18 protein-coding genes and 8 pseudogenes are annotated in these 18,524 nt (G+C 64.3%); 15 read left to right on the top strand and 11 right to left on the bottom strand.

All coding sequences use genetic code 11. The features are described from left to right. Positions 1 to 28 precede the first annotated feature (28 nt). Together ACV7NQ_RS40260 and ACV7NQ_RS40265 are read left to right on the top strand one after the other, a co-directional pair. Positions 29 to 607, top strand: a pseudogene (locus tag ACV7NQ_RS40260) (ISAzo13 family transposase); the annotation flags it as partial. A gap of 1,116 nt (positions 608 to 1,723) precedes the next feature. Continuing rightward, a complete protein-coding gene (locus ACV7NQ_RS40265) occupies positions 1,724 to 2,920 on the top strand; it encodes a reverse transcriptase/maturase family protein (protein WP_463364299.1) in 1,197 nt (398 codons plus the stop codon). Here ACV7NQ_RS40265 and ACV7NQ_RS40270 read toward each other — a convergent pair. After that, the gene (locus ACV7NQ_RS40270; RefSeq protein WP_463358528.1) at positions 2,911 to 3,747 is read right to left on the bottom strand and encodes a transposase family protein; all 837 of its coding nucleotides are present in this window, start codon (positions 3,745 to 3,747) and stop codon (positions 2,911 to 2,913) included. The genes ACV7NQ_RS40265 and ACV7NQ_RS40270 overlap by 10 nt on opposite strands. 136 nt (positions 3,748 to 3,883) lie before the next feature. On the opposite strand from ACV7NQ_RS40270, the gene ACV7NQ_RS40275 reads away from it, so the two are divergent. The 5 genes and pseudogenes from ACV7NQ_RS40275 to ACV7NQ_RS40295 all read left to right on the top strand — a co-directional run bounded on the left by ACV7NQ_RS40275 (position 3,884) and on the right by ACV7NQ_RS40295 (position 7,805). Then, positions 3,884 to 4,447 (top strand): HNH endonuclease, encoded by a 564-nt coding sequence (locus tag ACV7NQ_RS40275; RefSeq protein WP_463366001.1) that lies wholly within the window; start codon positions 3,884 to 3,886, stop codon positions 4,445 to 4,447. Between the two features lie 120 nt (positions 4,448 to 4,567). Next, on the top strand, positions 4,568 to 6,349 hold the full coding sequence (locus tag ACV7NQ_RS40280; RefSeq protein WP_463364300.1) for a reverse transcriptase/maturase family protein: 1,782 nt from the start codon (positions 4,568 to 4,570) through the stop codon (positions 6,347 to 6,349). A 104-nt stretch (positions 6,350 to 6,453) separates the two neighbouring features. After that, positions 6,454 to 7,077, top strand: a pseudogene (locus tag ACV7NQ_RS40285) (ISAzo13 family transposase); the annotation flags it as partial. Between the two features lie 15 nt (positions 7,078 to 7,092). Next, positions 7,093 to 7,533, top strand: a complete 441-nt coding sequence (locus ACV7NQ_RS40290; RefSeq protein WP_463366002.1) for a transposase family protein — start codon at positions 7,093 to 7,095, stop codon at positions 7,531 to 7,533. 71 nt (positions 7,534 to 7,604) lie between these two features. Further along, complete coding sequence (locus tag ACV7NQ_RS40295) at positions 7,605 to 7,805, top strand: hypothetical protein (RefSeq protein WP_463364301.1); 201 nt, start codon at positions 7,605 to 7,607, stop codon at positions 7,803 to 7,805. Here ACV7NQ_RS40295 and ACV7NQ_RS40300 read toward each other — a convergent pair. The 3 genes and pseudogenes from ACV7NQ_RS40300 to ACV7NQ_RS40310 all read right to left on the bottom strand — a co-directional run. Beyond that, complete coding sequence (locus tag ACV7NQ_RS40300) at positions 7,802 to 8,461, bottom strand: SDR family NAD(P)-dependent oxidoreductase (protein ID WP_463366003.1); 660 nt, start codon at positions 8,459 to 8,461, stop codon at positions 7,802 to 7,804. The two genes, ACV7NQ_RS40295 and ACV7NQ_RS40300, sit on opposite strands and share 4 nt — an antisense overlap. Beyond that, positions 8,350 to 8,706, bottom strand: a pseudogene (locus ACV7NQ_RS40305) (SDR family NAD(P)-dependent oxidoreductase); the annotation flags it as partial. The pseudogene ACV7NQ_RS40305 and the gene ACV7NQ_RS40300, both read right to left, overlap by 112 nt. Positions 8,707 to 8,716: 10 nt before the next feature. Continuing rightward, positions 8,717 to 8,842: pseudogene (locus ACV7NQ_RS40310) on the bottom strand (helix-turn-helix domain-containing protein); the annotation flags it as partial. 10 nt (positions 8,843 to 8,852) lie between these two features. On the opposite strand from ACV7NQ_RS40310, the gene ACV7NQ_RS40315 reads away from it, so the two are divergent. The 3 genes and pseudogenes from ACV7NQ_RS40315 to ACV7NQ_RS40325 all read left to right on the top strand — a co-directional run. Next, positions 8,853 to 9,428, top strand: a complete 576-nt coding sequence (locus ACV7NQ_RS40315; protein WP_463364302.1) for a Rossmann-fold NAD(P)-binding domain-containing protein — start codon at positions 8,853 to 8,855, stop codon at positions 9,426 to 9,428. 91 nt (positions 9,429 to 9,519) lie between these two features. Continuing rightward, entirely contained in the window at positions 9,520 to 9,690 is a 171-nt protein-coding gene (locus ACV7NQ_RS40320) for a hypothetical protein (protein ID WP_463364303.1), read from the top strand. 150 nt (positions 9,691 to 9,840) lie between these two features. Next, positions 9,841 to 9,936: pseudogene (locus tag ACV7NQ_RS40325) on the top strand (DNA-binding response regulator); the annotation flags it as partial. Here the strand turns inward: ACV7NQ_RS40325 and ACV7NQ_RS40330 are convergent. After that, complete coding sequence (locus tag ACV7NQ_RS40330; RefSeq protein ID WP_463364304.1) at positions 9,914 to 10,309, bottom strand: response regulator; 396 nt, start codon at positions 10,307 to 10,309, stop codon at positions 9,914 to 9,916. The pseudogene ACV7NQ_RS40325 and the gene ACV7NQ_RS40330 overlap by 23 nt on opposite strands. A gap of 235 nt (positions 10,310 to 10,544) precedes the next feature. On the opposite strand from ACV7NQ_RS40330, the pseudogene ACV7NQ_RS40335 reads away from it, so the two are divergent. The 3 genes and pseudogenes from ACV7NQ_RS40335 to ACV7NQ_RS40345 form a co-directional block, all read left to right on the top strand. Next, a pseudogene (locus ACV7NQ_RS40335) lies at positions 10,545 to 10,800 on the top strand (aldo/keto reductase); the annotation flags it as partial. 492 nt (positions 10,801 to 11,292) lie between these two features. Beyond that, entirely contained in the window at positions 11,293 to 12,807 is a 1,515-nt protein-coding gene (locus ACV7NQ_RS40340; RefSeq protein WP_463364305.1) for a sensor histidine kinase, read from the top strand. 42 nt (positions 12,808 to 12,849) lie between these two features. After that, positions 12,850 to 12,978, top strand: a complete 129-nt coding sequence (locus tag ACV7NQ_RS40345; protein ID WP_463364306.1) for a hypothetical protein — start codon at positions 12,850 to 12,852, stop codon at positions 12,976 to 12,978. A gap of 51 nt (positions 12,979 to 13,029) precedes the next feature. Here ACV7NQ_RS40345 and ACV7NQ_RS40350 read toward each other — a convergent pair whose 3' ends face one another. Continuing rightward, positions 13,030 to 13,629 (bottom strand): TetR/AcrR family transcriptional regulator, encoded by a 600-nt coding sequence (locus ACV7NQ_RS40350; RefSeq protein WP_463364307.1) that lies wholly within the window; start codon positions 13,627 to 13,629, stop codon positions 13,030 to 13,032. 181 nt (positions 13,630 to 13,810) lie between these two features. On the opposite strand from ACV7NQ_RS40350, the gene ACV7NQ_RS40355 reads away from it, so the two are divergent. After that, positions 13,811 to 14,959, top strand: a complete 1,149-nt coding sequence (locus tag ACV7NQ_RS40355; protein WP_463364308.1) for an NAD(P)H-dependent amine dehydrogenase family protein — start codon at positions 13,811 to 13,813, stop codon at positions 14,957 to 14,959. Between the two features lie 50 nt (positions 14,960 to 15,009). Here ACV7NQ_RS40355 and ACV7NQ_RS40360 read toward each other — a convergent pair whose 3' ends face one another. From ACV7NQ_RS40360 to ACV7NQ_RS40370, 3 genes and pseudogenes are all read right to left on the bottom strand, one after another. After that, positions 15,010 to 15,648, bottom strand: coding sequence for an HD domain-containing protein (locus ACV7NQ_RS40360; protein ID WP_463364309.1), 639 nt, complete (start codon positions 15,646 to 15,648; stop codon positions 15,010 to 15,012). Continuing rightward, positions 15,645 to 15,869 (bottom strand): annotated as a pseudogene (locus tag ACV7NQ_RS40365) (hypothetical protein); the annotation flags it as partial. The gene ACV7NQ_RS40360 and the pseudogene ACV7NQ_RS40365, both read right to left, overlap by 4 nt. Before the next feature lie 137 nt (positions 15,870 to 16,006). Next, positions 16,007 to 17,215, bottom strand: coding sequence for an ISAs1 family transposase (locus ACV7NQ_RS40370; RefSeq protein WP_463358437.1), 1,209 nt, complete (start codon positions 17,213 to 17,215; stop codon positions 16,007 to 16,009). Between the two features lie 280 nt (positions 17,216 to 17,495). Here ACV7NQ_RS40370 and ACV7NQ_RS40375 point away from each other — a divergent pair, with 280 nt between their 5' ends. Further along, entirely contained in the window at positions 17,496 to 17,789 is a 294-nt protein-coding gene (locus ACV7NQ_RS40375; protein ID WP_463366004.1) for an MMPL family transporter, read from the top strand. Between the two features lie 268 nt (positions 17,790 to 18,057). Here the strand turns inward: ACV7NQ_RS40375 and ACV7NQ_RS40380 are convergent. Together ACV7NQ_RS40380 and ACV7NQ_RS40385 are read right to left on the bottom strand one after the other, a co-directional pair. Then, positions 18,058 to 18,183, bottom strand: a pseudogene (locus ACV7NQ_RS40380) (helix-turn-helix domain-containing protein); the annotation flags it as partial. A gap of 8 nt (positions 18,184 to 18,191) precedes the next feature. Next, positions 18,192 to 18,515: an NAD(P)H-binding protein gene (locus ACV7NQ_RS40385; RefSeq protein ID WP_463364310.1), complete on the bottom strand. Its 324-nt coding sequence runs from the start codon at positions 18,513 to 18,515 to the stop codon at positions 18,192 to 18,194. Positions 18,516 to 18,524: the final 9 nt, after the last annotated feature.

The raw sequence follows: 18,524 nt of genomic DNA on the forward strand, positions 1-18,524 counted from the left end.
ATCCCAAGATTTTGGAAGATGTTGTGGTATGGGTGATTTCGTGGTGACCGTCGATGACCTCGCGTTCAAGTATGAGGTGTTGTTTCCGCATCTGGATGAGCGGCAGCGCCGGTTGCTTCTGGGTGCGGATGCTCGCATGTTCGGGCGGGGTGGGGGTCGGTTGGTCGCCCGGGCGGCGGGGGTGCGGGAGGCGACGGTGTCGCTGGGGGCGAAGGAGTTGGAGTCCGGGGAGGCTCCGTTGGAGCGGGCCCGTCGGGTCGGGGGCGGCCGCAAGCCCGCGACCGAGGTTGATGAGGGGCTGGTCGCGGCGTTGTTGGAGTTGGTGGAGCCCGATATGCGGGGTGATCCGATGTCGCCGTTGCGGTGGACGATCCGTTCGACCCGCAACCTTGCCGACGAGTTGACCGCTCGGGGGCACCCGGCCGCGGCCGATTTGGTGGGGAATCTGTTGCGGGCGTTGGGTTTCAGTTTGCAGGCCAACGCGAAAACGTTGGAAGGCAAGCAGAACCCGGATCGCGATGCCCAGTTCCGGTATATCAACGACCAAGTCAAGGCTCATCAGGCCGACGGGCAACCGGTCGTCAGTGTCGACACCAAAAAGAAGGAGTGTGCGCCACGAAGCGCCTTGTCATATTCCTAGTTCAGCTGGGAGGAATTCGGAGGAATATTCCTGGGTCTGATGGCTCACCTGGATCCGAAAGGAAAAGGGAACCGTAGCATGCCAGAGAAGCAGCGGCCGTGTCCAGGTACGAGGAACGGGGCGCTGCGGGACCCGAGCGACACGGTGAAAGCTGAACTGCCTGAACCCCAATCCCCGGAAGACGCAACTTCTCGTCCGTCGGAAAAGTACCTGAAACCGGCGCCGCACCGTGTATCGGAGTCAGCTCCTATCCGGTACAGCCTCCGTGGTGCGGAGCGATTCCCAATGAGGGAATTCAAGGGGATGAACGGGGCACCTAAATCGCTCTATGACGTATGGCAAGGACGAACGTGGGATCGCCTAACGGGCACGTGCCATGTGCCCTATGGCGACAGAGGCCCAGTAGTAGTCGTGGGAGTAACGCCCCACCGTGGAGGACGGGAAAGCCGTCCGCAGGGCGAAGTTGCGCCGTCTAACTCGGCGTTGGATCACTCTCGCAGAGAGTAGAGGTTCGGAAGGAGCAGACCCTTTGGGTCACCCGTCTTACCTGGACGCGAAAGCGCGAGGGGACAACAGCATGGCGGGAAAGCGTGGAGCATTGTGAAGGCGTTGATGGTGCTGCCGCGCAAGACCCGTGTGATATGGCGAAGACCAGACTGTTTGAAGCCCAGTTCCCGGTGATGGAAATGTGCATCCTCCGACATACAACGCCCGGAGCGGAGCCACCAGCATCAGGCGAATCCCCTTTGCTTCGCCCCAACCCTTCCGGCTGGTGGGCGGTGGGCAACGAGCTCACTCAAGGGAACGGACGGGCCGCCTACGTCGCACTCGATACGTCCAGCGCAAGAGGAATTCGGGATCACCTACCGGGCGCGAGCCCCACGGTGACGGAGTGCCAATAGTAGTCGTGGGAGTGACGCCCCACCAGGGAGAGCGGGAAAGCCGTTCACAGGGCCAAGTGGCACAGGTGTCGAGGTTATCCGGATAGATGAGGTATGCGTAATGCAGAGAGCCGAAGTCCTGAGGGAGATCATCCATGAACGCGGTAAGAGAGGATTGCCACTGGAGAGATTGTATCGGCACTTGTTCAACCCGGAGTTGTATCTGCGTGCCTACGGCAAGATCTACCGAAACGACGGTTCCATGACGCCCGGCTCTAATCAGGAGACCGTGGATGGCATGAGCCTGAAGAAGATTCAGGCGATCATCGAAGCGCTGCGGTATGAGCGCTATCGGTGGTCCCCGGTAAGGCGTGTATATATCGACAAGAAAGGATCGCCGAAGAAACGCCGACCCCTGGGTCTGCCGTCGTGGTCGGATAAGCTGTTGCAGGAAGTGATCCGTTCCCTGTTGGAAGCGTATTACGAGCCGCAGTTTTCCGAACGTTCTCACGGCTTCCGGCCGGGGAAGGGCTGTCACACCGCTCTGACGGAAATATCGCAGTCGTGGCGCAGTATGACGTGGTTCGTCGAGGGAGATATCTCCCAGTGTTTCGACCGGCTCGACCATGGGGTGCTGCACTCCATTCTGGTCGAAGACATTCACGACAACCGTTTCTTGCGGTTGATCGACGGACTGCTCCAGGCTGGATATCTAGAGGAATGGCGTTACCACGAAACATTGAGTGGCGCACCGCAAGGGGGTATTTTGAGTCCTTTGCTCTCCAACATCTATCTGGACCGGTTGGACAAGTACGTCGAGACAACACTTCTGCCCGCCTTCAACCGGGGAGCCCGGCGCAGGCCGTATCTGCCGTATATGCGGGTGCACAAGGCAGCATGGAAGCTGGAGAAACGTGGTCAACGGGAGGAAGCGCGGCAGTTGCGTCGTCAGCTGCAACAACTTCCCTCTCATGACCCGAATGATCCGGGTTTCCGCCGGCTGCACTATATCCGCTATGCCGACGATTGGTTGCTGGGATTCTCCGGAACACGGCGGGAAGCCGAATTGATCAAGGAACAGGTCGGTAGGTTCCTGCGGGATCGTTTGAAGCTGGAACTGTCCGAGCCGAAGACCCTGATCACCCACGGGCGGACACAGGCCGCTCGATTTCTCGGCTACGAAATCGTGGTCCACCACAACGACGCCAAGCGCGATCGGAACGGTCACCGCTCGATCAACGGGCAGATCGGCCTGAAAGTGCCGATGGATGTCGTGCGGGGAAAACGCAAACCCTATCTGCGCCGCGGTAAACCTGCTGCTCTGCTCGCGCGTGCGCACGATTCGGACTTCCGGATCGTCGCGCGCTATCAGGCGGAGTTCCGGGAGCGTTATTCATAAGCCTCCGCGAAAAAGTGCAGTGCGACTATCGTTTTCAGGGCAGAGGGGAATTTGTGGACTGGCGCGCGGTAGCGGCCGCCTTCCTCGCTGAGCATGCGCCAGGTCTTCAGGTGAGCGACGGCTCGCTCCACCGCGGCCCGGATTCCGGAGAGTGCGGTATTGAACGCGGCCTGGCTCTCGTGCAGTTCGCGGCCCGGAGGTTTCTTGTAGGGCACCAGATCGATTCCGTCGACACCGACGTAACCGGAATCGGCGACAGTGTCGATCTCGGCGAGAAGGTCGGCGAGTCCGGAGGCGGCGTATGCGTGCGCGTCGTGTCGGGCGCCGTGCACGATCGTCATGCCGACCGCGACGAGCCTGCCGTCGAGGTCGGCGGCGATCTGGATGTTGAACCCCGGATACTGGGTTTTTCCGGAGAACAGGTCCGGGATCGCCGACCAGTCCCAGGTCGGGCAGATTGTGCCGTCCACCAGCACGGACCCGACTCCGATGACGTCGCGGGGGTTGGGAACGAACTCTTCGAGTACGTCAGCGATCACCGGTCGCAGCAGATCCCAGCGGCGGCTCACCGTGGACTGACTGATCCCGAAGAACGCGCCCGCGACATCCTGGACGAGGTTTCTGCGCATCAACGACACCACCAAAGCGACAGACCTGAACAAGCTCAACGCGTAAGGGCGACCGGCCGACTCGAACCCGCCGACGGTCTCGTGTACCCGGGCAGTCAGTTCCGTCAGTTGCCCATCGGTCAGCCCCGTAATAGCCTTGTACCGCAACGGCCCTCGTTCTCGCTCGTAGACTTCGTAACTCCACGAACTGAGATACATGAGGGCCGTTGCCAATTCGGCTGCGACGCGCCGACGTATCAAGCAGTGCGATCACCGTCTCACCGGCCACACAGGCCACGAGAGTTGCTATGCCACAGCCGATTGCGGGACAGGCTTATGAATAAGCCTCCGGGGCATCGCGGAGTATTACCAGCTGGCCTACAACCGGCACCGTCTCGGCCTGCTGAGATGGATTATGGAACGGTCTTTGACCAAGACGCTGGGACATAAGAACAAGATCAGCGTCACCAAGGTCTGGAACCGTTACCGGTCCACCTGGCAGACGCCTGCCGGTCCCCGAAGGGGACTTCAGGTCGAAGTCGAACGCGGGAACGGAAAGAAAGCCCTGGTCGCTCGGTGGGGCGGAATATCGTTGGCCCGCAGGACCATGAGGGTAACCCTCAAAGACGAACTCCCGGCGGTATGGAGGAAGCGCTCCGCAGAACTCATCGACCGGCTCATGACCGGCCGCTGCGAACTCTGCAAGAAATACACGGACGTCGAAGCGCACCACATTCGGCGACTGAGCGACCTCCCCTCGGAGAATGAGGCTGAGCAGCCCGACTGGGCAAAGCAGATGGCATCACGCCGCCGCAAAGCCCTTATCGTCTGTCGCGACTGCCACAAAGACATCCACAACGGATGTTCCACCCGGCAGGATTCGAGGAAAACGGCACTGGAGAGCCGGCTGCGGTCATAAGTCGCACGCCCGGTTCGGAGGGGGGCCGTCGGAAAAGGAGCCGCGCACGCGGACACCTCGCCGACGGCCTACCCAGCTGGGCCAGGTGATCGGACACCCGAGGGCCGGGAGGTACGCGTGATGCGGGAAGCCGAAACGGTACTGGGTGTCCTGCGTGAACGCGGAAGGCGCGGCCTGCCGCTGGAACGACTCTATCGTCAACTGTTCAACCCGCAGTGGTATCTGCTGGCCTACGGGCGTCTGTATTCCAACAAGGGGGCCATGACGCCCGGACCCGACGGCGAGACCGTCGATGGCATGTCCCTGGGCAAGATCGGACGCATCATCGATGCGTTGCGTCACGAGCGCTACCGGTTCAAGCCCGTCCGTCGCACCTATATTCCCAAGAAGAATGGGAAGAAGAGGCCGCTGGGGCTGCCGTCCTGGTCGGATAAACTTGTCGGCGAAGTGATCCGCCTGCTTTTGGAGGCGTATTATGAGCCGCAGTTCTCCGATCTGTCGCATGGGTTTCGGCCGAATCGTGGCTGTCACATCGCATTGTCGGAAATAACGCGTCGCTGGACCGGCACGACATGGTTCATTGAAGGCGACATCGCCGACTGCTTCGGATCGCTCGATCACGAAATCGTGTTATCCGTGCTCTCGGAAAGAATTCACGATGGCCGTTTCCTTCGGTTGCTGCGTAACATGCTGCAAGCCGGATACCTGGAAGATTGGATATGGCACGCCACGTTGAGTGGCGCACCACAGGGCGGGGTTGCTTCCCCGATCCTCTCCAATATTTATCTGCACAAGCTGGACAGTTTCGTCGAGAAAGTTCTTATCCCTGAATATACCCGAGGTGACAGCAGGGTATCCAACCCTGAATATTATGAGGCGGCGAAACAGCTCGCACGTATGCGTCGGCGCGGGGACCGCCCAGCGGTCCGCGCGCTTCGCAAACAGATGCGGAGACTGCCGAGCAAGGACCCGACAGACCCGGGGTTCCGGCGACTGCGCTACGTGCGGTACTGCGACGACCACCTCCTCGGGTTCACCGGACCCAAGGCTGAAGCAGAGGAAATCAAGACTCGTCTGGCGACGTTCCTGCGTGAGGAACTCAAACTGGAACTGTCACACGAGAAGACCCTGATCACCCACGCCCGGACAGGCGCGGCCAGGTTCCTCGGCTACGAGATCACCATCCAGCACGCCGACCACAAGGTCGGCGGCAAGGGCCGCAGCGTGAACGGCGTTGTCGGCCTGCGCGTCCCCCGTGATGTGATCAAAGCCAAATGCGCCCCGTTCCTCGAGCTCGGCAAACCCGAGCGACGCAACCGGATGGTCAACGAGGACGACCACACGATCGTCAGAACCTATGGGGCGGAGTATCGGGGATTGGTGGAGTACTACCTGCTGGCCGGTGACGTCTATCGACTGAACCGGCTGGAATGGGTGATGAAGACCTCCATGCTCAAAACGCTGGCCTGCAAACACAACTCGACGGTGACCAAGATGGCGGACCGTTACAAGACCACCATCGCCACACCCTCCGGGCCACGCAGGTGCTTCGAAGCAAGCGTTGAGCGCGAAGGCCGTCGACCACTGATCGCACGGTTCGGTGGGATTCCCCTGCGGCGCAACAAACACGCGGTCCTGACCGATCGCATCCCGCGCCCGGTCACCGTCCGCCGGAAAGAGCTGGTGACCCGGCTCCAGGCGGGACGCTGCGAGTTGTGCAAGCAAACCGGCACGGTGGATGTCCACCACGTCCGCGCGCTCGCCGACCTCGACAGACCGGGACAACCGCAGCCCGTGTGGAACCAACTCATGGCCAAACGGCGCAGGAAAACCCTCGTGGTCTGCGCCCACTGCCACACCACGATCCACAACGGGCAACCAACCGCGCCACCCACGCAGTAATCACCGGAGAGCCGTGATGCTCGGAAAGCGAGCACGTCCGGTTCGGGAGGGGGTCGTCGGGTCAAGTCCAGCACCGCTGGCGTCACGCCCGACGGCCTACCTCATTGATCGGGCAGTACAAGAACGCCGGTGAAACGATGCGCCGCAAGGGGTATCCGGTCGAGGTCAACGACCACGACTTTCCCGGTGACCTGGGCAAAGTCTCGCCTTACGGGGTTTATGACGTGACCAGCAACACGGGATGGGTCAATGTCGGCACCGACCACGACACCGCCGCGTTCGCCGTGGAATCGGTGCGTCGCTGGTGGCACGGTATCGGTGCCGCTGCCTATCGCGGCGCTACCGAGCTGTTGATCACCGCTGACGCCGGGGGCTCCAACGGTTACCGCACCAGAGCCTGGAAAACCGAACTGGCCCGGTTCGCGGCCGAGACGGGCCTGAGGGTCACGGTCTGTCATTTCCCGCCCGGCACCTCCAAATGGAACAGCATCGAACACCGGTTGTTCTCCCACATCTCGATGAACTGGCGGGGACAACCCCTGACCAGCCACGAGGTCGTCGTCAACTCGATCGCGGCCACCACAACCCGCACCGGGTTGCGGGTCCACGCCGGACTCGACCAGGGTGAGTACCCGAAGGGTGTGAAGATCACCGACGACCAACTCGCCACCGTGCCGATCACCCGCCACGCCTGGCACGGCGACTGGAACTACACCATCGGCCCCGAACCCATCAGGCCCGCCATGGCCGACGGCGACACCGCGACCCAACCGACCCGACCCGACACCGCCTGGCTACACGCCTCAACGCTGAGCGGACTGACTCCCCCGCAGTGGGACGCGCTCATCAACAACTTGACCGTGACCCGTCACGCTCAACGCGAACTCCACCTGCACCAACGACGCGGAGGCACCCGCCGGGCCGCGCCCGGAACCGGCCGCAAATCCGTCCTCACTCTCGAGGATCGTGTCGCCATCACCCTGCTCCACCTGCGGTTCGCCACACGCCAACGGGCCCTGGCCGCGCTGTTCGAGGTCACCCAACAATCCATCCACAAAACGATCCAGCAGACCCGCCCTCTACTCGACCTGGCCGCACACACCACCGGGCCGACAGGAATCACCCTCGCCGACGCCCAATCGGTCATCCAATACCACGCCACCACAACCGGATCCGAACAATAACGGGTTACTTAATTACAGGCCCTTACTGGTTCGCGCACGAGCTGCGCGGCTCGACGTCGTGGCTGCCGGATTTGGAAGCGCTACGTGCGACGGCCACCCGGATCGTCGTCGGCATCGGCGCCGATTCGACGGCGCAGCTGTGCGATCGCACATCGCGGGCGCTGAGCGAGACCCTCCATGTCGAGCCTGCACTGTTCCCCGGCGGACACACCGGATTCGTGGAAGACCCCGCTGCCTTCGCAGTGCGGTTGCGCGAGGTGCTGAAGAACTAGAAATAACCAGGCGCAGCCGGGCTGCGCCTGGGAACCGACGCTGACACGGCAGGCAGCCTGCTGTCGCGCGTTGAGCGATCAGGCGGGAACACCGAACCGAGCGTGAGATGTTCCCACGCATCGAAATCCGCGCGGACCGCGTCGAACTTGGCTTCCACCATGGCGCGCGCGGGATTGGCGAGCAGCAGACGCAGCGGCGGACGCTCGGCCGCGACGACGGTGCGCATGGCCGCGGCCACGCGGGCCGGGTCGCCGGGCTGGCTGCCGTAGGTGTCGAGCGTGGACTCGCGGCGCTTGCCCGCGGTTTCGGTGTAATCGTCGATATGGATCGCCGATTGCCGCATGGACGGACCGGACCAATTGGTGCCGAACGCGCCAGGTTCGACGATGGTGACCTTGATGCCCAGCGGGGCGACCTCGAGGGCCAGCGACTCCGACAGACCTTCGACCGCGAACTCGGTGGCGTGGTAGTAGCCGGTGGCGCCGAGGCGACCAGGCCGCCGACAGGGGAGATGTTGATGATGTGGCCACTGCGTTGGGCGGGCAGCACGGGCAGCACCTCCTGGATGACAGCGGTCAGTCCGAAGACGTTGACGTCGAACAGGTTTCGCACCTGCTGCGGCTCCCCTTCCTCGATGGCGGCGAGGTAGCCGTATCCGGCGTTGTTGACCAGCACGTCGATGCGGTCGAAGGCTTTGACGGCGTGTTCGACACATCGGTCTTTCCGAGGTCGGGGACCGAGCCCCACGGCTGGGGTCGGTGAGGAGACCGAATAGCGCTGGGTTGGCGAGACCGAAGCCAATATGCGTGTCCCACCCCGCCTGAAGATCTGCAACCGGGTCGCCGCTGTCCTCGACGAGTGTCTTCCCGGCGACGTAGGTGGCGAAGACGTGTTCGGCAACGGCGTCGAGCAGCGCGTCCTTGTCCTGGAAGAACCGATAGATGGTCGGCGCCTGCGTGCCGGCCGCCTGCGCGACCACCCGGGTCGTGACCGCGCTTGCGCCCTGCTCACGCAGGAGCTGCGCCGCGCACTCCACAATGTTCGCGGTGCTGTGGAACGGGTTCTACGCCAGCACCATCCGGCACCTGCTCGGCCGGGCGCTCGAGACCGGCGAACTCGTCGCGCCGGCCGATGGGCCCGTATCCTGGACCACGCACGCCGACCTCGCCGAAGCGGCAGCGATCATCCTCGCCGACGAGGGCCGGTTCGATGGTCCGACCCCGCCGCTGACCGCACCGGCCGCGCTCGACCTCGCAGACATCGCCGGCATCGTCACCGAACTCACCGGACGCACCATCCGCCGCGTCGCCGCCGACGACAACGCGTGGACGGCCACAATGATCGGCCACGGTGTACCCGCGGATCAAGCGAACATGCTGCTCGGCATATTCCACGCAGCACGCCGCGGGGAGTTCTCCGCCACCGGACCGGAGCTCGAGAATCTCCTCCAGCGCACAGCCACGCCGGTCCGTTCGAGGGACTCACCACCCAGCCGTGAACTCTCCTCCTTTCGATGTGGCCGCCCCTATGTGGCCACATCGCACTCAATTCGGCATGACAGGGCGATCTGTGTCGTCACCTCGGTGGCGATGTGGATGTTGTTCGACCGGCGAGTGCGGTGAAGGTGGGCATGCCGAGCGCGACCGCGCGTATTCCTCCCCGGGCCGGGTTGCATGGCGCAGGCACTGCAACACGACAACTAAGCGGCATGTCATGCCAGCAGTTCCCCGACTGCGTGACATCGGAGCCGAGCATCGCGAATACTCCACCGATCACGTGTCCGAAGCAGACTGGGGTGCCTGGCCGGACTTCCTGGCAACGCTGGACTACGACGCCCCGATCAACGCCGCATCCACGTCGTACGCAACGGCAGCGGCACCATAATCGGTACGCTCTGGCGAACACGGCACCGGCGTCGATGCGCCGCAGGGGCCGTTGTCACTGTGTCGACCGACCGTGTGGATGCGGATGCTCGCCCTACACCTCGACTCGCGAACCCATGATCACGGTGCGCTCGCCCGGCTCGACGACCTTCATGTGCGCAGCATTCTGACCAAACTGAATCTGCCCGAGACCGGAGACGATCACCGCCGGGTGCTTGCGGTGATCACCTTCCTCGAGTCGCGCTGACCCGACTCGCGCCCCAGCCCTGATCGCGGAGCAGCTCATGGATGGCGTCAGACGACAGTTCCGACTTGGACAGGAAGCCGACCGCCGGGCTCTGCTCGATCATTTCCGCGAAGTCCTGCTGGGCGTGGGCGGAGACTAATATCACCGGAATGTTCGGATCGAGCCGCTCGGCGATGTCGAAGCCGCACTCCCTACCGAGATCGATGTCGACCAGGGCGACATCGGGTCGAAGCTCCCCGCCGCGCTGGACCGCCTCGGCGCATGTGGAGGCCACACCGACGACCGAGATGCCTTGCTGCTGCAAAAGGCTGCGAGCAGCGTCCAGGAAATACGCGCTGTCATCGACGATCAGGCAGCGCAACTGTGACTTCATGACCGTAGTCTGCCGAACTCGCTGTCGGTGTGCATTACCGCCAGCTGCAAATCTAGGCCGCGACAGTCGCACGGCACGGTGGCGTCTTGCTCGGTTCCGGCGGGCATTTACAGCTGGTTGGAAGGCTCGGATCGCTGGCGGCGGGAATTGTCGATGGGTGCTCTGGCGGTGGCGACAAGCGCCTGCCGGAGAGCAACAGTGGACAACACGGGCCTATCGAAATTCGGAGAGCGATATGAAGACAGCAACTTTGGGAGCGAGCGGACTCCATGTCCCCGAATTGCCTTCGCCACATGGCAACTCGGCGGCGAGTGGGTCGTTTCGACGAGGATGCGGCGATCGCCGCGATCCGCCACGCCCGCGACCTGGGTGTCAATTTCTTCGACACCGCGCAGGCGTACGGCTTCGGCGCGTCCGAACGGATTCTGGGCAAGGCGTTGGGCAGCGAACTCGTCCGCGACCGCGACGGGCTTGTGATAGCCACGAAGGGCGCCGACCTCGACGAGATCGACAAGATCATGGCGTGGGCCACGCCGGTCTCCGGGCCGTCTCCGGTGGGTGTGTGATGGCCGGGCGTCCACGAAATGTCGCCGTACTGGGCACCGGAACGATGGGCGCCCCGATCGCGCGCTATCCGATGCGTGCGACGCCTGCTGCCGCGTTGGTGGCGCTGTCGCCGGGAGCCATGGAGGTGACGACATCGCCTCGGTGGTCACCGCCGTCGCGGCTCGTCCTCTGAGCACGCCGGACGGGAAGTCGGGCACGGATCGCCCTAGCAGGATAGGTGCTGCCAGCTCGCCAAAGGTTCGCCGGTGCCCCCGGTTAGTATTGAGATCGAAATTCGGGACGCGTCCGAGCCTGTCGGTGACCGATGTGAGCGCTGGGTCATGAAGTGGAAACGGTCTGAGGTCGTGCGCGGCTGGCCAGTATCCACGCCAGCTGCGATACCCGCACGCCGAGACACCGATGCGGAGCCATTATCCATGCGTACGCGTTTGCTTTCGTTGTCGATGCGCCCGTCGACCCCGCCCCTGCTGCTCGGCGTCGCGGTTGCGGCCTTCGCCATTGCGGCGGAGTCGGCTCTGGTCCTGTGGCTCAAGCAGGTCGCCCCTGGCGACTCCTTCGGCGTGGTCTATCTGCTGGGGGTCCTGGTGGTCTCGACGGGGTGGGGACTCGGGCTGGCGGTGACGACATCGGTGGCCAGTGCGATCGCCTTCGACTACTTCCGTACCTGGCCTGCGCACTTCAGCCCGACCGAGGCCTCGAACGGCGTGGCAATCGCGGTCTTCCTGGTCGTTGCACTGTTGGCCAATACCCTTGCGGTAATGGCCCGATCGCACGCCATCGAGGCGGAGCGCCGACGCAGGCGGGCCGATCACATCGCCGAGCAGCAAGCCGCGCTGCGGCGGGTCGCTACCCTGGTCGCGCGTGGTGCGACGTCGTCGGAGGTGTTCTCCGCGGTCGCGGAAGAGTCGGCGCATTGCGTGGGCGTCGTCAACGCTTCCCTGCTTCGCTACCGGCCCGACGGCTCGAGCATCCTCGTCGCGGCCCGCGACGAGCCCGGATTACCCAAGATGCCGGTCGGCGAGCGGTTCACACTGGATGGTGAGAACATTGCGGCAATGGTGCTGCGCACTGGGGACACCGCCCGCATGGACAGCCACGACGGCGCGGCCGGCTCGTCCGCCGCACGCATCCGTGAGTTGGGTCTGCGTTCGGGGGTCGGGGCGCCGATCGCCGTCGACGGGCGCTTGTGGGGCGTGGTCGTCGCGGGATCGTCGCAACGTGAGTACCTGCCGGCCGACACCGAGGAACGTCTCGCCGAGTTCGCAGATCTCGCCGCGACTGCTATCGCGAATGCCGAGGCCCGCGCGGAACTCACCGCATCCCGCGCGCGAATTGTCGCGGCGGCCGACGAGACGCGGCGCCGTATCGAACGCGATCTACACGACGGTGCGCAACAGCGCCTCGTCTCACTGGGACTCGGGCTCCGCACAGCAGAGGCTTTGGTGCCGCCTGAGCTGACCGCGCTCGAAGCGCAGATCTCCGGCATCGTGGAGGGCCTGGTCGGCGTCTCGGAGGAGCTGCGTGAGATCTCCCGCGGGATCCATCCGGCGATCCTGTCGAAGGGCGGGCTCGGCCCGGCGCTGAAGGCGCTCGCCCGTCGCTCCGCCGTCCCGGTCGACCTCGACCTGAACCTCGACCCGCGCATGTCCGAATCCGTCGAAATCGCTGCCTACTACACTGTGTCAGAGGCACTGACGAACGCGGCCAGGCACTCGCGCGCCACCGTGGTGACACTGCGCGTCACCACAGACGGCGACAGCCTCCAGCTCTCGATCCGCGACGACGGAGTCGGCGGTGCAGATCCGGCCAACGGTTCCGGGCTGATCGGCCTGCGAGATCGTATCGAAGCACTCGGCGGCCGGATCGACATTGTGAGTTATGCCGGAGAGGGGACGTCGCTGGACGCCGTGATCCCGTTTGCAGTCGAGTGACCGGATGCCGAGATCGTTGTGATCAGGCTGCCGGACCGGTCCGTGGGATTCGATCGAGGTCGGGTAACGGTCGGCGCACAGGTCGCGAGCCGCATCGGCGGTGATTCCGAACATCCGCAGCAGATCCTCGAGGATCTGATCGGGCGACGTGGCGTCGTCGCGGTCTGGTGAGTGTGTAGCAGCGCGAGGTCGCTGCCGGCCCGCGTCCTCGATCGCCGCGATTCAGGCGAAGTTGTGGTTGTGCTGTTCGGCGTCGTGGGAGGGGCCGAGCAAGGCGGGAACGACGAACTTGGCGATGAGGTCGTGCTCGACCGCCAGGCTGGGTGCGGGGACGGTGAGCAGCGAGATGAGGGCGCGAACGGCCCATTGGACCTTCAGGTCGAGGTCGTTGTCTGTGCCCGGATCGTCGGTGAGAAATGTTGCGGCGAAAGTGCTTATGACGGAAGAGGATTGGGCGAGTTCGGCGGCGAGTGCGGCATCTCCGAGTTCGAACCATGCGGTCAGAGTGGGTGTTTCGCGGACCGATTCGACGGCGGTCGTGATCGCGGTGGTCAGGCGCTCGTGCCGGTCGGGAATCTGCGCAGTCCTTTCTCGGATGCGCTCGGCGATTCGGTGTGTTTCACGGTGTACGAATGCCAGCAGCAGCGTGCGGCGGTTTTCGAAGTACCGGTACAGCGTCGGCCGGGAGCATCCGGCCGCCCGTGCGATGTCGTTCATCCCGACAGCGTGGAGGCCGTGGAGGGCGAACTGTTGGGCAGCCGCGTCGAGGATCGCACTGGCCGCGACCTCGGTCCTGCGGTCGGCCATCCAGTCTCGCGCCACGCCGACCCCTTCCAGCGGCTCCTGCGACCGCAACTCGATGTTGACAGTATGCCCACTTCGATTCTAGCTTGAGACAGATCAGGCAATGTGTCTTGGTTGAATAACACTGCTGTCCATCTGTCCGCCACTGTGGAGTTCGACGTGCGGGCGGGAGGCAGTACCGAGCGTTGTAGGAGGCGCGATGATCAAGGTGGCAGTGTGGGGGCCGGGCTCGATGGGGCTGATAGCGCTGCGGGCGGTGATCGATCATCCCGATCTGACGCTTGTCGGGCTGGTCGTGCACAGCGAGGCGAAGGCGGGACGAGACGCCGGTGCGTTGTGCGGAATCCCGGACACCGGCGTGATCGCCACCCGTGACCCAGCGGCGATCGTGGACGGTGACGCCGATGTCGTCGTCTACGCGGCGGCGGCGAACCTGCGGCCTGCCGAGGCGATCGCGGACATGGCTGCGGCGCTGCGCGCGGGCAAGGACGTGGTGTCGTGTTCGGTTGTGCCCCTGGTGTTTCCATCCGCAGTGGACGACGCGCTTACCGCCGACCTTCGGCAGGCATGCCAGGGCGGCGGAAGTTCGTTCTTCAATACGGGGATCGATCCTGGTTTCGCCAACGATGTGCTTCCGCTGATGCTCACCGGGCTGTCACGCACCGTCGATTCGATCCGAGTCACCGAGATGTTCAACTACGGCACGTATCCGGATACGAATGCCGTCTACGACATTCTGGGATTCGGCAAACCGCCGGAATTTCAAGCGTTCGCGGCGACGCCCGGGGTGTTCACGTTCGGGTGGGGGCCGGTGCTGCACCAACTGGCGGCCGCGCTCGGCGCCGAGATCGACCACGTTGCCGAAGCCGTGGAACGAGTCGCGACCGAGACTGGATTCGATACTCCGACAGGGCGTGTCGAGGCAGGGACGATCGCTGCGATGCGGTCGACCCTCACCGCGCACATCGACGGGCAACCGAAGCTGATAGTCGATCACGTCAGCAGAATGCGCGACGACATCGCCCCGGAGTGGCCCCAGCCCCACATCACCATCGCCCCATACGATTTCGTCCATCCCGGAGTCACGGGTCGGGGAACCTATCGGGTCGAGATCGAGGGATCACCCAGCGTGCGATGCGAACTCGAACTGGCCGAGGGCCGTGACCACGACCTCGGCGCACGCGTCGCAGGCGCGGCACGGATGGTCAACGCTATCCCCGCGGTACACCGCGCTGCCCCGGGCATGTTGTCGGCAATGGAGTTGCCCCTCGTCACTGGCGCGGGACTGTTACGTCCGGCCTACGGTCCGTCACCCGACAGCAGAATGCACAACGCGGCCACGCGATAGAACGCCGCAGACTCCGATCACGGTGACAGGCAGACCGGGGCTTGGGTGGACTATTCGGGCCAGGGGCTGGATTCGATGACGTCGACGAAGTCGGTTCGGGTGAAGCCGGGTAGGAAGTGGGCGAGGACGTCGGCGTTGACGGTTCCGAAGGTGGTCTCGGGCCGATCGGCGAAGCCGTTGGTGAACGCGGCGAGGATCTGCTTCTTGAAGTCGGGCCGCGGATGAGCCGCGGTGACGGCGTTGATGTCGGCTGGGTCCAGGTCGTGGTAGCCGATGCCGAGGACATCGGTTTCGACGCCCGCGGTCACCAGTGCGATCTCGGGTCCCATGTGCTCAGGGATGCCGGGTGTGGTGTGCAGAGCGATCGCGGTCCATACCCGTTGTGTCGTCTCGGCGTCGATTTCGTGGGACGCGAGGAATCGACGGGCTTCGTCGGCGCCGTCGACTTCGAAGCGTTGGGTCTTGGTGCGGTAGGTGTCGGTCAGGCCCAGGTCGTGGAACATCGCGCCGACATACAGCAGTTCGGGATCGGGCTTCAGTCCGCGCCGCTGCCCCTGCAGCATCCCGAACAGGTAGACCCGCCGGGAGTGATGGAACAGCAGCGGCGGCGCACTGCTGCGGACCAGTTCGGTGGCCTCCGCCACCAGCCGACTGTCGGGGATTGCGACACCTGCGATGTGCTCGGTCATGATGATGCTCCTGTGAACAGAATTTGTTGATCTGCCCTAGATTTTGCGGCGAGACGGCCCACCCGCCAGGACACGGACGGTGCGGCAACTGCCAGAAGTGCCACGGCGGCGGCGAAAGCTACGCCCGCGGTCCGCAGGCCCCAAGCCTGTGCTGCTAAGCCTACCCCGACGACCGGGATGGAGATTGCGAGGTAGGGGACGACGCTGCTGCGGACGCTCGCACCGCCGCATGGTCTGTACCGGCTCGGCCGTTGGGAATTTCACCGTCGTCGATATGTCGTCGCATTCTGGGTTCTCGTCGCGGTCGGGGTGGTCGCTCTCGCGTCGGGGTCGGGTGGCAGGGCTCCGGCGTTGTCGCCTAACTAGCCTGCGACCAAGGGTTTTGGGTGTTCGTCAGCAGGTGGAGGCCTCTGTTCGGTGAGAAGGCTGTCGTCCGGCAGGCCTCGGCGATGTTGGCGGCACCATCGATGCGGTGAAGGCTTATCGCCGTGTTTCGGAGCGTCGCGGCGACTTGCGGAGCGGTGCCGGTCCGCAGGGTGCTGCGGTCTTCGTCGTAGGTCACATCACGGACCCAGTGGATCGCATTCTCAATTCCCCAATGGTTTCGCAACCATTCGGCTAACTGTCGGGGTTTGGCTTGCTCGAAGGTGACACTGCAGATGGCGTATACGGTCTCGACCGTCAGTTTCCCGGTGGTGACCTGGACGCGTTCGCGGGTGATCTGCATGATCTGGCGGGCGTAGGGAAACCCGATCCCGCGCGGCACGCTCAGCACCTTCATGGTGCGGGTCTCGATCCTGCCGTGCGATGGCTTGGCGTCGGCGTCACGGTGGGCGATGGGGACCTCGGCCCACGGCTGGGCGATAATGCGAGCCAACAGCTTGGGCTGATTCGCCTTCACCGTCATCAAATAGTGCGACTTGAGCTGCCCGCAGATCAGTTTCGCCGTGGCGACCTGCGTGTGCATCGCATCGATCGTGGCGATGAGCCCGGTCCGGTTCATTGCCTTCAGAAGCTTTCGCACCGTGGGGATTTCGTTGGACTTCGCGGCGACTGCCAGCTGGCCGAGGACCAATCGCGCGTGGTGGGCGAAGATCGACACCAGGTGCGGTGCGCGGCCCCCGCCCAGGCGCGCCCCGCGCACGGTTTTGCCATCCAGGGCCACCGCCATCAGTCCGCCGGAGTCCGCGGCAGCGGCCACGGCGGCGAAATAGTCACCCAACCGGCGATCCAGATCCGCGGCGTCGAGTCTGGCGATGAGGGTTCGCAACGTCTTCTCGCTCGGGCGACGCACTCGGATGCCCAGTTCTGCCAACACTTCCGGTGGCGCGGTACGCACCCAGGTGGCGAACCCGGCCACCGACTGCATCCCCGCCGCCGTGGCCAGGATCATGATCGCCAGCAACCCCACCAACGGGTACCGGATTCCACGGGGATCACGCGGGTCGGGAACCGTCTTCAGCACCTCCAGCAAACACGGTGCGACCGTGTGGGTTTCCGGTTCGACGCGCCGTCGATCCAACACCTCCACAACGGGCTCGACAAGGGATACTGAACAGACGGACACGGGCGACTCCGGGGAAGATTCTGGCCTAAGGAACCTTCATCCTCCTCGAGCCACCCGTGTCCGCCTCGCATCCGAAACGGCGTGTCGCACAGCTAATTACCGCAGCTCACCGGCTTGCAGACCGACAACGCCGGAGCCCTGGGTCGGGTGGCAAGACGGTCGATGACTTCTCGGTGCTGGGCACACGGTCGCAGGCCGCCGCCGATTTGTTGAAGGAGAAGTTTCCCGCGTTTTCCGGGGGCAGACGCAGGTGGTCTTCGCAACGCGCGGCCCGTACCGGGTGACCGATCAGCCGTTACGGCAGGCGATCGAGCAGTCCGTCCAGAATCTCTCGAAGTCGGCGCAAGTCGGCCGCGTCGCAGACCCGTTCCAGGCGAACGCAGTCGCACCCAATGGGCATGCGGCACTGGCCAAAGTCCAGTTCATGGTCGGCGCCGCCCAGGTCGAGGACGCCTCGCTCGACGCCATGGAAGAAGCCGTCACCCATTCACGAATTCCCAGATTTCAGTGGTGCCCTGCCACGGGTCCGGGATCGGACCGTCTTGGTAGCACGGGTTGTTCATATTCTCGGTGAACGGCGGCCACGACAGGGCTGGACCCAGATTGAGGGTGACGATGCAGCGAGCCGATCCGTATTCGGGATGAGCGACTACACGTCGATCCCGTCGGCGGCGCCATCTGCGACCGAGGCGGCGGCCGGGTCGGGCCAACGCATAGGGCCTGGAGGGTGTCATGTCAGGAACGAATGCTGTTGGGGCGTGATGGAATTCATCCGACGCCATCAGCAGTGGCGCATTGGTTCGGCCGGGCAATCGGTGCGGGTGCATGCAGGCCTGGACGCAGACCAGCTGCAGCCCGGTCTGGCGTTGCAACGCGGCGAGTTGTTGGCTGGCGGCCGAGGGTGTGTAGCCGAGCGCGGAGGCGCTCGCGCGGATCGAGCCGGTCGGTCGGTGGGACGGTGAATGGATCCATGGACCTAGGTGCCGCCGGTGTGGATGTACGGCCGTCCGGTGCCGGCGAATGCGGCCACAGCCGAGTCGAGGACCGCGGCATCGAGTGCAGCGTTGGTCCCGTCCCTGGGTGCGGCGCAGTGGATCACCCCGTCGGCATCGGAGAGTTGGCTGGTGAGCCAATCGAGGTCGGTCAGCTCGCCGATTGCGGGCCGGGCGCCCGAAGCCTCTATCCTCGCGGCCGTCGATGCGTGCCGCACGGCCGCGGTGACGTCGTGGCCGTGCGTGCAGAGTGCAGAAAGTACGGCGCCGCCGATGTAACCGGTGGCGCCGGTGAGGAAGACGCGCATGTTCGTCTG

This window comes from Nocardia sp. Tas62D01, assembly GCF_055232035.1.

Coding starts and splice junctions, on each gene's coding strand:
- ACV7NQ_RS40270 (WP_463358528.1), bottom strand. CDS start 3,747: ATGTATCTCAGTTCGTGGAGTTACGAAGTCTACGAGCGAGAACGAGGG.
- ACV7NQ_RS40280 (WP_463364300.1), top strand. CDS start 4,568: ATGCGGGAAGCCGAAACGGTACTGGGTGTCCTGCGTGAACGCGGAAGG.
- ACV7NQ_RS40290 (WP_463366002.1), top strand. CDS start 7,093: ATGGCCGACGGCGACACCGCGACCCAACCGACCCGACCCGACACCGCC.
- ACV7NQ_RS40320 (WP_463364303.1), top strand. CDS start 9,520: ATGCCAGCAGTTCCCCGACTGCGTGACATCGGAGCCGAGCATCGCGAA.
- ACV7NQ_RS40330 (WP_463364304.1), bottom strand. CDS start 10,309: ATGAAGTCACAGTTGCGCTGCCTGATCGTCGATGACAGCGCGTATTTC.
- ACV7NQ_RS40340 (WP_463364305.1), top strand. CDS start 11,293: ATGCGTACGCGTTTGCTTTCGTTGTCGATGCGCCCGTCGACCCCGCCC.
- ACV7NQ_RS40355 (WP_463364308.1), top strand. CDS start 13,811: ATGATCAAGGTGGCAGTGTGGGGGCCGGGCTCGATGGGGCTGATAGCG.
- ACV7NQ_RS40360 (WP_463364309.1), bottom strand. CDS start 15,648: ATGACCGAGCACATCGCAGGTGTCGCAATCCCCGACAGTCGGCTGGTG.
- ACV7NQ_RS40385 (WP_463364310.1), bottom strand. CDS start 18,515: ATGCGCGTCTTCCTCACCGGCGCCACCGGTTACATCGGCGGCGCCGTA.